11 protein-coding genes are annotated in these 12,854 nt (G+C 71.9%); 8 read left to right on the top strand and 3 right to left on the bottom strand.

Translation table 11 applies throughout. The annotated features are described in order from the left end of the window. The first annotated feature begins 9 nt into the window (after positions 1–9). Genes ACZ7L4_RS06125 through ACZ7L4_RS06100 form a run of 6 tightly spaced genes read left to right on the top strand, consistent with a single transcriptional unit; the run spans position 10 to position 6,897 of the window. Positions 10–1,302 carry an extracellular solute-binding protein gene (locus ACZ7L4_RS06125; RefSeq protein ID WP_472100098.1) on the top strand — a complete coding sequence of 431 codons (1,293 nt, stop codon included), beginning with the start codon at positions 10–12 and terminating at the stop codon, positions 1,300–1,302. Next, entirely contained in the window at positions 1,299–2,183 is an 885-nt protein-coding gene (locus tag ACZ7L4_RS06120) for a carbohydrate ABC transporter permease (RefSeq protein WP_472100097.1), read from the top strand. Before ACZ7L4_RS06125 ends, ACZ7L4_RS06120 begins: the two co-directional genes overlap by 4 nt. A gap of 1 nt (position 2,184) precedes the next feature. After that, complete coding sequence (locus ACZ7L4_RS06115) at positions 2,185–3,015, top strand: carbohydrate ABC transporter permease (RefSeq protein WP_472100096.1); 831 nt, start codon at positions 2,185–2,187, stop codon at positions 3,013–3,015. An 8-nt stretch (positions 3,016–3,023) separates the two neighbouring features. Then, positions 3,024–4,103, top strand: a complete 1,080-nt coding sequence (locus ACZ7L4_RS06110) for a glycoside hydrolase family 130 protein (RefSeq protein ID WP_472100095.1) — start codon at positions 3,024–3,026, stop codon at positions 4,101–4,103. Next, complete coding sequence (locus ACZ7L4_RS06105) at positions 4,100–5,323, top strand: Gfo/Idh/MocA family protein (RefSeq protein WP_472100094.1); 1,224 nt, start codon at positions 4,100–4,102, stop codon at positions 5,321–5,323. The genes ACZ7L4_RS06110 and ACZ7L4_RS06105 overlap by 4 nt, the downstream gene beginning before the upstream one ends. Further along, complete coding sequence (locus ACZ7L4_RS06100; protein ID WP_472100092.1) at positions 5,320–6,897, top strand: glycoside hydrolase family 13 protein; 1,578 nt, start codon at positions 5,320–5,322, stop codon at positions 6,895–6,897. Before ACZ7L4_RS06105 ends, ACZ7L4_RS06100 begins: the two co-directional genes overlap by 4 nt. A gap of 42 nt (positions 6,898–6,939) precedes the next feature. On the opposite strand, the gene ACZ7L4_RS06095 is transcribed toward ACZ7L4_RS06100, so the two are convergent. Beyond that, positions 6,940–8,220, bottom strand: a complete 1,281-nt coding sequence (locus ACZ7L4_RS06095) for a low temperature requirement protein A (RefSeq protein WP_472100090.1) — start codon at positions 8,218–8,220, stop codon at positions 6,940–6,942. A gap of 191 nt (positions 8,221–8,411) precedes the next feature. On the opposite strand from ACZ7L4_RS06095, the gene ACZ7L4_RS06090 reads away from it, so the two are divergent. Then, positions 8,412–8,921 carry a hypothetical protein gene (locus ACZ7L4_RS06090; protein ID WP_472100088.1) on the top strand — a complete coding sequence of 170 codons (510 nt, stop codon included), beginning with the start codon at positions 8,412–8,414 and terminating at the stop codon, positions 8,919–8,921. A gap of 110 nt (positions 8,922–9,031) precedes the next feature. Then, complete coding sequence (locus ACZ7L4_RS06085; protein ID WP_472100086.1) at positions 9,032–9,766, top strand: dienelactone hydrolase family protein; 735 nt, start codon at positions 9,032–9,034, stop codon at positions 9,764–9,766. Between the two features lie 46 nt (positions 9,767–9,812). Here the strand turns inward: ACZ7L4_RS06085 and ACZ7L4_RS06080 are convergent, their stop codons facing one another. Continuing rightward, positions 9,813–11,033, bottom strand: a complete 1,221-nt coding sequence (locus ACZ7L4_RS06080; protein WP_472100085.1) for a 4-hydroxybenzoate 3-monooxygenase — start codon at positions 11,031–11,033, stop codon at positions 9,813–9,815. Between the two features lie 16 nt (positions 11,034–11,049). Continuing rightward, on the bottom strand, positions 11,050–12,852 hold the full coding sequence (glsA, locus tag ACZ7L4_RS06075) for a glutaminase A (protein ID WP_472100084.1): 1,803 nt from the start codon (positions 12,850–12,852) through the stop codon (positions 11,050–11,052). Positions 12,853–12,854: the final 2 nt, after the last annotated feature.

Here is a 12,854-nt window from a genome sequence, read left to right as displayed (position 1 = left end):
GAGATCATCATGCTGAGGAGAACGGCGTCCGCGCTGCTCGTGCTCGCTCTCGCGGGTACGGCGACAGCCTGCGGCCGGGCCGCCCCCGACGCGACCGTCGCCGCCGACGCGCACGGCCCCATCACGGTCTGGCTGTCCAACAACGCCCAAGAGGTGCGGTGGGGCAGGCAGATGGTGGCGGCGTGGAACGAACGCCATCCCGATCAGCACGTCACGGCCCAGCAGATCCCCGCGGGCAAGACGTCCGAGGAGGCGATCAGCGCCTCGATCATCGCGGGCACGAGCGCCTGTCTGGCCTTCAACACCTCGCCTGCCGCGGTGCCGACCTTCCAGAAGCAGAACGGGCTCGTGCCGCTCGACGACTTCCCCGGCGGCAGGTCGTACGTGACCAAGCGCAGCGGCGGCCTCGCCGAGCAGTACGCCTCGCCGGACGGGAAGTTCTACCAGCTGCCCTGGAAGAGCAACCCGGTGATGATCCTCTACAACAAGAAGCTGTTCAAGAAGGCGGGCCTCGACCCGGAGCACCCGAAGCTCGCCACGTACGAGGAGTTCCTGGAGACCTCCCGGACGCTGGTGCGCAGCGGCGCCGCGAAGGCGGCGATCTGGCCGTCGCCGTCCAGTGACTTCTTCCAGCCCTGGTACGACTTCTATCCCGCGTTCGCCGCGCAGACCGGCGGCAAGCAGCTGATCGAGGACGGCAGGCCGACGTTCGACTCGGCGGCGGGCCGCCAGGTCGCCGCGTTCTGGCGCAAGCTCTACGCGCAGAAGCTGGCCCCGCAGGAGGCGTATCCGGGCGACGCGCTCAACGACGGGAAGGCCGCGATGGCCACCGTCGGACCGTGGGCGATCTCCGCGTACAAGAACAGCGTGGACATCGGTGTCGCGCCGGTGCCGACCGCCGAGGGCGGCTCGGGCAAGCACTCGTTCAGCGACGAGAAGTCGGTGTCGATGTTCAGCGCGTGCGAGAACCGGGGCACGGCCTGGGACCTGCTGAGGTTCGCGACGTCGAGCGCGCAGGACGGGAAGTTCCTGGAGACGACCGGCCAGATGCCGATGCGCGAGGACCTGACCACGCGCTACGCGGACTACTTCACGAAGCACCCCACGTACAAGGCGTTCGCCGACCAGGCGGAGCGTGTCGTCGAGGTGCCGAACGTGCCCGGTTCGGTGGACATCTGGCAGGCCTTCCGCGACGAGTGGACGAAGTCGGTCGTCTTCGGCCGCGAGTCCACGGACACCGGCCTGCGCAACGCCTCCTCCGAGATCACCGACCTGCTGCACGAGTACGGAGACCGGTCATGAGCGCCCCCAAGGCCCACCTGCGGGCACGCGTCGGAGCGCTGTTCGTGTCGCCGTACGTGCTGTTCCTGCTCGTGGTCTTCGCGATCCCGCTGGTCTACACGGTGTGGATGTCCTTCCACCGCTTCTACTTCACGGCTCCCGGCACGGACGTGGACGCGCCGTGGGTGGGGCTGTCCAACTACAAGGACGTGTTCACCGACCCGGTGGTCGGCCAGGCGTTCCTGAACATCCTGATCTTCCTGGTCATCAACGTGCCGCTGACCGTGGGCCTCTCGCTGGTCCTGGCCTCCGCGCTCAACGCGAAGATGCGCGGGCGGGCGTTCTTCCGCGCCGCGTTCTACCTCCCGTACGTGACCGCGAGCGTCGCGCTCGTCGCCGTGTGGCAGTTCCTCTTCGGCCAGGACGGCTTCGTCAACCATCTGCTCGGCTCGCACGCCCCGGACCCGTCGTGGCTGGTCAACTCGCATCTCGCGATGCCGATGATCGCCGTCTTCGTGACCTGGAAGCAGCTCGGCTTCTTCGTGATGCTCTACCTGGCCGCGCTGCAGAACGTCGGCAAGGAGCTGTACGAGGCGTCCGCCATGGACGGCGCGGGCAAGGTGCGGCAGTTCTTCTCGGTGACCGTGCCGGGCGTGCGGCCCGCCACGACTCTGGTCGTCATCTACGCGATCATCACCGGCGCCAACATGTTCAGCGAGCCCTACCTGCTGACCGGGGGCGGCGGCCCGGACCACGCGTCCACGTCGCCGGTGCTGCTGATGTACCAGAAGGGCATCGAGCAGGGGCATCCCGATGTCGCGGCCGCGCTCGGCGTGGTCCTCATCGCCTTCGTCATGGTCGTCTCGCTCGCCGCCCGCAAGCTCACCGAGAGGGGCAACTGACATGAGGCTCACCGGTGGCAAGGCCCTGCGCTACGTACTGCTGTCGCTCGGCGCGGTCGTCTTCCTCTTCCCCTTCTACTACATGGTCGTCGGCTCGCTCCGGAAGGTCACGGCCGGCGATCTGTCGGCGGCCGTCCCCTCCGGCCTCACCGGCGCCAACTACGCGGCCATCAACAGCACGATCTCGCTGGGCCGTTCGCTGCTGAACTCCGGGATCATGACGATCGGCGTCCTCGTCTGCACCCTGGTGTTCGGGGTGCTCGCCGGGTACGCGCTCGCCGTGCTGAGATTCCGCGGCAAGGGCGCGGTGTTCGGCGCGCTGCTGCTGGTGCAGATGATCCCGTTCCAGCTGCTCACGCTGCCGCTGTACGTACTCGTGGTCCGCGACTACGGGCTCGGCGACAACTACCTCGGCATGATCCTGCCGTTCGCGATCAACTCCACGGCCGTCTTCCTGTTCCGGCAGTTCTTCTCGCAGATGCCGCAGTCGCTCTTCGAGGCGGCGCGCATCGACGGCGCGAGCGAGCTGCGGATCCTGTGGCGGATCGCGCTGCCGATGGCCAAGCCGGCCATCCTGACCGCGCTGCTCCTGACGTTCATCGGGCCGTGGAACGAGTTCCTGTGGCCGTTCCTCGTCACCAAGAACGCCGACATGCAGCCCCTCGCCGTCTCCCTGGCGAGCTTCCTCTCCAACCTTCAGGGCACGGTCGCCAACCCGGCCGGCGCCCTGCTGGCCGGGGCCTGCGTCCTGGCCGTCCCCGCGGTGGTCCTGTTCCTCGTGTTCCAGCGCCACTTCACCTCCACCGACATCGACTCCGCTACCAAGGGCTGAACCGACACATGAGCACCACCAACGACACCGTCACCATCCCGTACCGCATGGTCCGCAAGGGCGTCGTCATGTCCCCGCTGGCCGGAGAGGTGAACGAGGTCGAGGGCGTCCTGAACCCGGCCGCCGGCCGCACCCCCGACGGCAAGCTGCACCTCCTGCCGCGCCTCGTCGCGGAGGGCAACGTCTCCCGCGTCGGCCTCGCCGAGGTCACCTTCGACGACAGCGGCGTCCCGAACGGCGTCGAGCGCCGCGGCGTCGTCCTGGCCCCCGACGAGGGCTGGGAGCGCGGCAAGAACAACGCCGGCGTCGAAGACCCCCGCATCACCTGGGTCCCCTCGCTCGGCAAGCACGTCATGTCCTACGTCGCCTACGGCCCGCTCGGCCCGAAGCCCGCCCTCGCCGTCTCCGAGAACCTCACCGACTGGACGCGCCTCGGCCCCATCCAGTTCGCGTACCAGGCCGACCTGGACACCGACCTCAACCTCTTCCCGAACAAGGACGTCGTCCACTTCCCCGAGCCGGTCCCGGCCCCCGACGGCGAGCTGTCGTACGCGATGCTGCACCGCCCGATGTGGGACCTCGGCTGGTTCCGCGAGGGCGAGGGCGTGCACCTGCCGGCCGGTGTCACCGACGAGCGGCCCGGCATCTGGATCAGCTACGTGCCGGTGAAGGAGGTCGAAGCCGACATCCGCGCCCTCGTCCGCCCCCGGCAGCACACGCTCGTGGCCCTGTCGGAGTACGAGTGGGAGTCGCTGAAGATCGGCGGCGGTCCGGCGCCGATCCGGGTGCCCGAGGGCTGGCTCCTCATCCACCACGGTGTCTCCGGCTCCATCGAGGACCCGTGGGCGCAGAACCAGAAGGTGTCGTACGCGGCCGGCGCGATGATCCTCAACCCGGCCGACCCGTCGAAGATCCTCGCCCGCTCCGACACCCCCCTGATGGCGCCCGAGACCGAGGAGGAGATCTCCGGCACGGTGCCGAACGTCGTCTTCCCGACGGCGATCGAGGAGATCGACGGCGAGCTGTACGTCTTCTACGGCATGGCCGACGCGCACATCGGCGTGGCCCTCCTGGAGCGCACCGCATGACCGCCGGCGCCCCGCTCGGTATCGGTCTGGTGGGCTGCGGCGGCTTCGCGGAGTTCGTCCTGGACGCGGTCGCCGGCCTGCCGGGCCTGCGCCTGGCGGCGGTCGCCGACCCCTCGCGCGAGCGCGCCGCCGCGCTCGCCGGGCGGCACGGTGTCCCGGCGCTCGGCTCCCTGGACGAGCTGTTGGAGAGGGACGACGTGGCGGCCGTGCTGATCGCGACGCCGCCCGCCACCCATGCCGCGATGGCCACCGAGGCGCTGCGTGCGGGGCGCCATGTCTTCTGCGAGAAGCCCCTCGCGACCACGACCGAGGACGCGGCGTCCGTCGCCGACGAGGCGCGCCGCGCCGGCCGCGTCCTGGTCGTGGACCACGTGCTGCGCTACAACCCGCTGCTGCGGGCCGTGCGGCGGCTGACGGACCGGGGCCTGCTCTCGCCGGTCCGCCGGTTCCTGTTCGAGAACGACGCCGCCGACGAGGACCTCGGGCCCGACCACTGGTTCTGGGACTCGGCGCACTCTGGTGGCATCTTCGTCGAGCACGGCGTGCACTTCTTCGACGCGGCGCGGGAGCTGCTCGGCTCGGACCCGGTGAGCGTGCGGGCCACGGCGGTGGCGCGGCCCGGCGGACCGGTCGACATGGTGAGCGCGGATGTCGTGCACCCCGGCGGCGTCCTCGCCTCGCACCTGCACTCCTTCACCCACGCGCACCGCGCGGAGCGGCAACTCATGCGCCTGGACCACGGGTTCGAGGAGACGCGGATCACCGGCTGGATCCCGGCGTACGCGGAGATCTCGGCGTGGACCGACGAGGCGGGCGCCCGCCGCTGGGAGCAACTGCCGCTCCAGATCGAGCCGTTGTTGTCGGTCGACGGTTTCGTGCCGCACGGCGACGAGCAGCTCACGGTCCACGTCGAACGCGACGCGGGGCCCTGCGCACCCGCCCGCGGGCGCGGCGAGGAGCGCACCGCGCCGCACCATGTGCACGCCGTCGTCGACCTCGGCGGCGAGGCCCGCAAGCCGTACGTGTACGCGCAGAGCGTGCGCGCCGCGATGGCCGACCTCGTACGGGCGGTGCGCGAGGGCACCCCGCCGGCGGCGGACGCCCTCAGTGGCTTCGGCGCGGTGGCGGTCGCCGAGGCGGCCACGGTCGCCGCCGCGACGGGCCGCGAACAGCCGGTCCTCCCCACCTCCCGGTGGGCTTCGGAAGGGTCCTTCGCATGAGCTGGTGGCAGGACATGGTCTGCTACGAGGTGTACCCGCGGGCCTTCGCCGACTCGAACGGCGACGGCATCGGGGACCTGCCCGGACTGACCGAACGCCTCGAACACATCAAGGATCTGGGCGCGGACGCGGTGTGGTGCACGCCGTTCTATCCGTCGCCGCTGGCCGACGGCGGCTACGACATCGCCGACTACATGGGGGTCGCCCCGGACCTGGGCACGACCGCCGACGTCGACGAGCTGACCGCCCGGGCTCACGCGCTGGGCCTGAAGTTCATCGTGGACCTCGTCCCGAACCACACCTCCGACCGGCACCCCTGGTTCCTGGACGCGCTGGCGGCAGGGCCTGGGTCCGTCGAGCGGGAGATGTACCTGTTCAGGGACGGCCGGGGCGCGGACGGTGAACTGCCGCCCAACGACTGGCAGTCGGCGTTCGGCGGCCCCGCCTGGACGCGGGTCGCGGACGGCGAGTGGTACTGCCACCTGCACGCCGCCGAGCAGCCGGACCTCGACTGGCGCAACCCGAAGGTGCGCGACGCCTTCGCGGACGTGCTGCGCCACTGGCTGGACCGGGGCGTGGACGGCTTCCGGGTGGACGTGGCGCACGCCCTGTTCAAGGCGGAAGGCCTGCCCGACGCGGGCCCGGGCCAGCACGCCGACCCGCTGCGCAACCACCTCATGCCCTATTACGACCAGGAGGAACTGCACCCGCTCTACCGCGAGTGGCGCACCCTCCTCGACACCCACCCCGCGCCGCCGGGCGCGGTCGAGCCCGAGGACCGGGTGATGGTCGCGGAGTCGGCGGTCTTCGACCCGGCACGGCTCGCCCGCTACATCCGCCCCGACGAGATGCACCAGGCCTTCAACTTCGCCTTCCTGGAGGCCGCCTGGGATGCGAAGGAACTGCGCGAGGTCATCGACGGTTCGTTCGCGGTGCCCGGCTCCGCGGTGACCTGGCTGCTCTCCAGCCATGACGCACCCCGGCCGGTGACGCGGTACGGCTCCTCGGCCCGCGCCCGGGCGGCCGCGCTCCTGATGCTGGCGCTGCCCGGATCCGCGTACCTCTACCAGGGCGAGGAACTGGGCCTCCCCCAGGCGTTCGTGCCGGACGACCGGATCCTCGACCCGCTGTGGGAACGCTCCGGGCACACCGAGCGCGGCCGCGACGGCGCGCGCGTCCCGCTCCCCTGGTCCGGCACGGCGGCGCCCTACGGATTCAGCGGCGCGACCGCCGAGGCGACCTGGCTGCCCCAGCCCGACGACTGGGCGCCGCTCACGGTGGCCGCGCAGCAGGCGGACCCGGGCTCGACGCTCGCCCTGTACCGGCGGGCGCTGCGGCTGCGCCGTATCCATCCGGCACCGGATCCCGCGGCGCCCCCGCAGTGGCTCTCCGCGCCCGGGTCACCCCACCTCGCGTTCCGCCGCGGGAACGTGGTGTGCGTGGTGAACCTTGCCGAGGAGCCGCTCCACCTCTCCACCCTCGGCCTGACCGGCCCTCCGCTCCTCACGAGCGGCCCGCTCTCGGCGGGCGCACTGCCGCGGGACACCGCGGCGTGGCTGGTGTCCCCGGCCTGACCGCCTGCGGCGCCGCCGTGCCCGGCCACGACCGGACCTGACTCAGCCGGTCGTGGCGGGCACGGCGACCCCGCCCCGGGCCCGCCACACCACCGGCCAGCCGACCGCGACCACCGCGAGCACGACCGCCTGCCCGGTCCCGAGGCCCTCGGACACCGACGGGCCCTGGCCCACGACCAGCAGGCCCGCCACCACGAGGGCCGGCGCCACCGCTCCCGCCGTCCACCGCCACCCCCGGCCGGAGGCCAGGGCGCACACCGCCGCGGTGAGCAGGATCAGCGCGACGACGACGCCGAGCAGCATCCGCGCCGGCCCCGGCAGGGCGCCGTCCGCGTCGGCCACCGCCCTGCCGAGCACGGCCGCGAGCGCCGCCACTGACCCCGCGAACAGACAGTGCAGTGGCAGCACCAGATGCACCGCGAGCGCCTCCGGGACCAGCAGCGGCAGCCCGTGCGCGCCGCCGAGCAGCGCCAGCGCCCACACGAGGACCAGGATGGCGAAGGCGCCGACGGCGACGATCCGCACCGACCCGTTCCACTCCGCCTCCCCGGCCGCGTCGACCGACTGGACGAGCCCCTCGCCGAGAACGATGAGCACGAACAGGCCGAGGCGTTCCGAGAGATGCGTGAGGTCCGCGGTCACCAGCTCGGGCTTCATCAGGGCCCGACGGCCGCGCTCGCCGATGCCGCGGGCGGGACGTCCGGCGTCACTCCTGCGTTCCTCCTGTTCAAGGCGGCGCCGCACGCGTTCCTTGCCCTGGGCCCAGCGCTCGTCGACCGCCTCCTGCATCACACTCCGCGAGACCCGCACCATCACGAACACGTCGACGGCGAGGCCCAGCGCCCACAGCCACAGACGGGCGTCCCCGCCGACCCACAGCGACACGATCCACGGCACGAGGCCCGCGCCGAGCTGCAGGATCGGCAGATCGGCGACGACCTTCCCCGGCTGGTTCGCCGCACGCGAGGCGATGAGGCGCACCACCACGTAGGCGAGGGCGAACGCGAACGCCTTCTCGTCCGACTCCCGCACCCCCGGCACGGCCGCGGCCATCACGGCCATCCCGAACATGGCGACGATGACGACGAGGGTGCGCGCCCGGTCCTGGGCCACGTTCCCGTACATCGTGAACATCACCCACGTGAACCAGAACGCCAGGAACAGCAGGCCGTACTCGCCGAGCTCCGACCACGTCGGCCCGGTGTGCAGCAGATGGGCCAGCTGCCCCACCCCCGCGACGACGATCAGGTCGAAGAACAGTTCCAGCCAAGAGGCGTGGCGTTCGGGGACGGGTTCGTCCACTGTGTCGAGAGTTTCCGGCATGGCGGAATTATCCACATAAAACAGCACACTTGACGTGGAGTGCGGCCCACCGTTCCCGCCCACGCGTCCTGGCATGTGCCAGCAGCGAGGTCCGTCCCCGGCGCGGCAGCCATGGCCAGATCTTCACGGAGCGAGTTCTCCGGATTGATGAATCCGCTGACCAGACAGGGCAGTTGACGTATGGTCACCCAATGGACGGAGCGCAGTGGTTGGCCTCCTGTCACCGGAAGCCGAGCGAGGCATATGCCGCGTGGGAGCAGTCGCCGTTTCTGGCGAGGCTCCCGGCGGGACACGGCTGGGACGCCCTGCGCGTGCAGCAGCCGCTCGGACTGACGGTGCTGTGGGAGCTGGGCGAGGAGGCGGACGCCGTACCGGTGCTCGAGGAGCACGCCAAGCCACGGCCGGTGTTCTACATCCTCACGCACCCCGAGGCGGGCGCTTCGGCCTGGCCCGAGACGGAGGACGTCCGGATGCTCACCGCGGGCGAGGACCTGTCGATGCCCTCCCCCGACGCCGACGGCATCACGGGCGTGCGCCACCACTCGTTCCTGTGGCGCACCCCGCCGGACGGCAGCGGCAGGCTGGTCGACCCCGAGCTCCTGCGCACCGCCCTCAAGTCCGCCCTCGACCCCGGCCGGCAGGCCGAGCGGATAAGGGCGGCGCGCGCCGTCTTCTGGGCGAGCAAGCGGCACAGCCACTGAGCACCCGCCCCTGGGCACCCGCGCGGTGAGCCACGGAGACGGACAACTGTACTGTGCACAGATATCAGTTGTTCCAGGGAGGATGATCCGCCATCGCCACCAGCAAGACAGTGCAGATTCCCACCGCGGACGGCCGGGCCGACGCATTCGTCGCCTTCCCCGACGACGGCGCGCGGCACCCGGGCGTCCTGCTCTACATGGACGCCTTCGGCGTGCGGCCCGTGATCGAGGAGCTGGCCCGCGAGCTGGCCGGGCACGGCTACTACGTGCTCGTGCCCAACGTCTACTACCGGCACGGTGCCTCGCCCGTCGTCGAGCTTCCCGAGCACATCAGCGAGGAGAACCGGCCTGAGATCTTCGGCAAGCTGATGCCGCTGCTCCAGGAGCACTCCGCCGAGCGCGTCCTGCGCGACGCCGAGGCCTACGTCGAGTTCCTCTCGGCCCAGCCCGAGGTCACCGAAGGGCCCATCGGCACCACCGGCTACTGCATGGGCGCCGCCCTCGCGCTGCGCACCGCGGCGGCCCACCCCGACAAGGTCGGCGCCGTCGCCGGGTTCCACCCCGGCATGCTCGTCACCGACGCCCCCGACAGCGCGCACCTCTCGGCCGACAAGGTCGCCGCCCGCGTGCACCTGGGCCTCGCCGAGGGCGACCTGGGCCCCGAGGCGGTCGACGAGCTCAACAAGGCCTTCGAGGCCGCCGGTGTCGAGCACTCCATCGAGCTCTACCCCGGCAGTGTGCACGGCTTCACCATGGCCGACACCTCCGCCTTCTCCGCGGAGGCCCTCGCGCGTCACTGGGACCGGCTGCTGCCGCTCCTCGACGGCGCGCTGCGGGCCGGCTGAGCACTGCGCGGGGTACGGGCGTCGCCCCCGTACCCCGCGCACCGGGTCAGTACCCCTCCGCCGATCCCAGGTACTGCTCCGCGAACGCCGTCGCCGCCGCCCGCGAGGTGAACAGGCGCCGCAGCCGGGCCAGCGTCGTGCCGGTGCGGAACGGGTCGCCGAACGACGCGCCGTGGTAGACCTCGGACAGCCACTGCGAGAACTCCTGGTAGTCCCAGACGCGCCGCAGACATGCCTCGCTGTATCCGTCGAGGCCACTGCCGTCGCCCGACGCGTGCGCCACGATCGCGTCCGCGAGGAGGAACGCGTCGTGCAGGGCGAGGTTGAGGCCCTTGGCCGCGATGGGGGCGACGAGGTGGGCGGCGTCCCCGGCCAGGAAGAGCCGCCCGTACGTCATGGGTTCGGTGACGTAGTCGTGCATGTCGAGGACGCGCTTCTCGATCAACTCGCCCTCGGTCAAGGGCTTTGCGCCGTCCGCGGCGAGGCGCCGGCGCAGCTGCGTCCACACCCGTTCGTGCGACCAGCCGTCGGGGTCGTCGCCGGGCGAGCACTGCAGGTAGTAGCGGGTGACCTCGGGACTGCGCGGCATCTGGCCGGCGAAGCCCTCCGCGTGCATGCCGAACAGCACGCGGTCCGCGGACGGCGGCGCCTGGGCGAGCAGCGCCAGCCAGCCGATGCCGTAGTCGTGCCGCGCGACACGCACCCGGTCGGCGGGGATCGCCTCGCGCGTCGCCCCGCGGGCACCGTCGCACCCGGCGACGAACTCGCAGTGCAGTACGCGCCGTTGGCCGGTGTCGCCGCATGTGTACGAGACGGAGGGGCGCTCTCCCTCCAGGTCGTGCAGGCGGATGTCGCGGACGCCGAAGCGGATGTCCCCGCCGCGCACGTCGGCGTACTCGCGCACGAGGTCGGTCACGAGCAGCGGCTGGGGGTACACGAAGTGGTGGTGTCCGGTCAGGTCGGTGTAGCCGAAGCGGTGCCGCTCAGCGGCGAAGCGGAACTCGCAGGCCGTGTGCCGCTCCGCGTGCTCGAGCAGCCGCGTGGCGAGGCCGCGCCGGTCGAGGGCGCGAACCGCCCACTCCTCGATGACACCGGCCCGTGGCCGCCGCTCGATGAAGGTACGGGTCTCGCACTCCAGGACCACGCAGTCGACGCCCGCGGCCCGCAGGATGTTCCCGACGGTGAGTCCGGCGGGCCCCGCGCCGATGATCACCACCGAACTCCGTTGCGACAGCGTCGAGTTGGGCCGGGTCTCCGCGTCGGTCATGCGGCCCATTATGGGGTCAGGTGACGTCTCCGCGGTCCACCGTCTCCGCGCCCTCCAGCGGCGCCCGCTCCAGGAAGGCCACCGCGTCGGGCTCGCGCTCGCGCAGGCGCCGGAAGCCGGCGGCGGTGAGGGTGCGGCAGCGGGTGTCGCGTTCGGCGAGGACCTTGCGGGTGCGGCGGGGCGGGAAGTCGGCGGGGGTGAGGGCCGCGCCGGGACCCGCCGACCAGGTGCGGCGCGTCGTCACGGTGTCGGCGGCGTCGGCGCACACGGCGAGGCGCCCGGACTCGACGTACCAGAGGACGATCCGGTCGAGCGGCGCGGCCTGCGGCGGCGCGACGGACTCGCCCGCCGCGAGATCGAGGGTGTCGAAGGCCTCCGCCAGGGCTGCGCGAAGGCCGGTGTCGGCCGCGCCGAACAGGTCGCAGTCGGCGAGCGGCACCGGGATCTCCGGGTCGAGCCCGATCCCGGTGAGCAGCTCGTCCTCGCAGGCCTCCAGGGCCCGGCCGAGGTCGGGGAACTCGTCCGTGGTCCGGCTCATGGCCTGCCGCTCGTCCGGGTCGGCGAGGACCATCCGCAGGTCGCGGGCGCGCAGCTCCTCGCCGAGTCCGCGCAGCAGGTCGGCGGCGACCGGTTCGATGCGGCCGACGCGGGTGAGGTCGAGCACGAACCAGCCGACCGCGTCCGGGAGGTCGAGGGCGGCCCGCAGGGTCTGTTCGGCGGTGGCGAAGTCGAGGTCGCCCTGGAGGACGTGGACGCGGATCCGCTCGGCGCGGGCGTCGAGCGCGGCGCGCTGGGCGCGGGTGCGGTGCCGCAGGGAGCGCAGCGGGGTGGGGTGCAGGGAGCGGGGCGGCAGCGGCCTGCGCTCGGGGGCCGTGGCCCGCATAAGGTGCAGCCCGAACTGGTCGGAGATCAGGTGGCAGGCGGCGATGCCGCGCACGCTGTTGCCCTTCTCCTCCAGCGGCGGACTGAACACACCGATGCCGAACTGGCTCGGCAGCGCGACCCCGATCCCGCCGGACACCCCGCTCTTGGCGGGCATGCCGACGCGCAGCATCCACTGGCCCGACGCGTCGTACATGCCGCAGGTGGCCATGACGGCGAGGACGTGCTGGGCGTGCCGGCTCGCGACGACACGTTCACCGGTGACCGGGTTGATGCCGCCGCCCGCGAGCGTCGCGTGCATCACGGCGAGGTCGTCGCAGGTGACGAGGACGGAGCACTGGCGGAAGTAGACGGCGAGCTCCGCCTCCACGTCGCCGGTGAGCGAACCGGCGTTGTGCATGAGGTAGGCGAGGGCGCGGTTGCGGTCGCCGGTGGCGCATTCGGAGGCGTACACGGCCTCGTCGACGGTGAGGGGTCGCCCCGCGAAGGCGCTGAGCCCGTCGAGGATGCGGTCGAAGCGGGCCTTCGGGGTGTCGCCCGAGACGAGCGAACTGGTCACGATGGCACCGGCGTTGACCATCGGGTTCGGCGGCCGTCCTGTGCCGGGTTCGAGGCGGATCGAGTTGAAGGCCTCGCCGCTCGGCTCGGCGCCGACCCGGGCCAGGACGTTCTCCAGGCCGTGGTCGGCGAGCGCGAGCGCGAACACGAAGGGCTTCGACACGGACTGCGCGGTGAAGCGGACGTCCGTGTCCCCGCTCCCGTAGACCCGCCCGTCGAGGGTGCACAGGCTGAGGCCGAACAGGCGCGGGTCGACGCGGCCCAGCTCCGGGATGTACGAGGCGGGCTCGCCGTCGTTCAGATCGCGCAGCCGCAGCCGCACGCCGTCGAGGAGTGCGGTCAGCGGATCGTGTACGGAGGCTTCCGGCTCGTGTCCCATCC

The organism is Streptomyces sp. NPDC107575 (assembly GCF_055657265.1).
This window is presented reverse-complemented; position numbering and strand designations above follow the sequence as displayed.

What these genes read in the sequence shown, in the direction of transcription:
- glsA (WP_472100084.1), bottom strand. Translation starts at nt 12,852, where the DNA reads ATGGGACACGAGCCGGAAGCCTCCGTACACGATCCGCTGACCGCACTC.
- ACZ7L4_RS06105 (WP_472100094.1), top strand. Translation starts at nt 4,100, where the DNA reads ATGACCGCCGGCGCCCCGCTCGGTATCGGTCTGGTGGGCTGCGGCGGC.
- ACZ7L4_RS06120 (WP_472100097.1), top strand. Translation starts at nt 1,299, where the DNA reads ATGAGCGCCCCCAAGGCCCACCTGCGGGCACGCGTCGGAGCGCTGTTC.
- ACZ7L4_RS06115 (WP_472100096.1), top strand. Translation starts at nt 2,185, where the DNA reads ATGAGGCTCACCGGTGGCAAGGCCCTGCGCTACGTACTGCTGTCGCTC.
- ACZ7L4_RS06110 (WP_472100095.1), top strand. Translation starts at nt 3,024, where the DNA reads ATGAGCACCACCAACGACACCGTCACCATCCCGTACCGCATGGTCCGC.
- ACZ7L4_RS06080 (WP_472100085.1), bottom strand. Translation starts at nt 11,033, where the DNA reads ATGACCGACGCGGAGACCCGGCCCAACTCGACGCTGTCGCAACGGAGT.
- ACZ7L4_RS06100 (WP_472100092.1), top strand. Translation starts at nt 5,320, where the DNA reads ATGAGCTGGTGGCAGGACATGGTCTGCTACGAGGTGTACCCGCGGGCC.
- ACZ7L4_RS06090 (WP_472100088.1), top strand. Translation starts at nt 8,412, where the DNA reads ATGGACGGAGCGCAGTGGTTGGCCTCCTGTCACCGGAAGCCGAGCGAG.
- ACZ7L4_RS06095 (WP_472100090.1), bottom strand. Translation starts at nt 8,220, where the DNA reads ATGCCGGAAACTCTCGACACAGTGGACGAACCCGTCCCCGAACGCCAC.
- ACZ7L4_RS06125 (WP_472100098.1), top strand. Translation starts at nt 10, where the DNA reads ATGCTGAGGAGAACGGCGTCCGCGCTGCTCGTGCTCGCTCTCGCGGGT.